The following is a 1,030-nucleotide window of genomic DNA, read 5'->3' as shown; positions in this document are numbered from 1 at the left end:
GGAGAGCCAGCTCGCCACGCCGCAATCTCCTGGCAAACGCCCGAACAGTTGCTCGAGTAGGCGCTCGTAACGATAAGGCTGGGCTGCACAGGAGAGCTCTCGACCCGTCGAGCATAGCGGAGTTGATCATGAGCGAGAGTGTCGGAATCGATGTCTGCAGGCAGTGGTTGGACGTGCATGTGCATGGCCTGCAGCAGGCGCGGCGGTTTGCCAATCAGGCCGCGGGGCTGCGTCAGTTGCGTGACTGGCTGGCGCCGCTGACGCTGCACCAGGTGGTGGTGGAAGCAACCGGGGGCGCTGAGCAATTGGCGCTGGATACGCTGCATGCTGCCGGCCTGCCGATGGTGCGGGTCAATCCGCGCCAGGCGCGCGATTTTGCCAAGGCCACCGGTCAGCTGGCCAAGACCGATCGGCTGGATGCGCGTGCGTTGGCGCACATGGCAGCGGTGCTGCCGCTGACACGCTATCAGCCGTTGGAGGACTGGCGCCGGCAACTGCGCGCCTATCAGCAGCGGCGGATGCAGGTGGTGGCCGTAGTGCAGCAGCAGCGCCAGCAGCTGTCTACGCTTACCGATGCCTGGCTCAAGCAACAGGCGCAGATCGGCGTGCGGCAGTTGCAACAGCAGTTAGCCCAGCTGGACGCATGCATCGCCCAGCAGTTGGCCGCGCGTGCAGAGTTGCAGGTGCTGCGTCAGGTCAAAGGTGTCGGCCCGGTGCTGCTGGCGAGCCTGGCGGCACAGCTGCCCGAACTGGGCCGGCTGAGCGGCAAGGCCATCGCCAAGCTGGTCGGGGTGGCACCGCTGGCGCGCGACAGCGGCGCGATGCGCGGGGTACGGCGCATCTGGGGCGGGAGGGCCGGCATCCGCCAGGTGCTGTACATGGCCACCCTGGTGGCAGTGCGCTTCAACCCGTCGCTGCGCGAGTTTTATCAACGCCTACGTGCCAAGGGCAAGGCTGGCAAGGTGGCTCTGGTGGCGGCCATGCGCAAGTTGCTGGTCATCCTCAACGCCAAGATGCGGGATCAACTGGC

General features: G+C 66.4%; 1 protein-coding gene. It reads left to right on the top strand.

Annotated elements, in window-relative coordinates; translation table 11 throughout:
- Nucleotides 1-128 precede the first annotated feature (128 nt).
- Nucleotides 129-1,030, top strand: a 902-nt coding sequence (locus A7D17_RS19250) for an IS110 family RNA-guided transposase (RefSeq protein WP_153042004.1), incomplete at its 3' end; no start/stop codon positions are given.

Origin of the sequence: Xanthomonas floridensis, assembly GCF_001642575.1 — a bacterium.
Taxonomy (GTDB): domain Bacteria; phylum Pseudomonadota; class Gammaproteobacteria; order Xanthomonadales; family Xanthomonadaceae; genus Xanthomonas; species Xanthomonas floridensis.
This window is presented reverse-complemented; position numbering and strand designations above follow the sequence as displayed.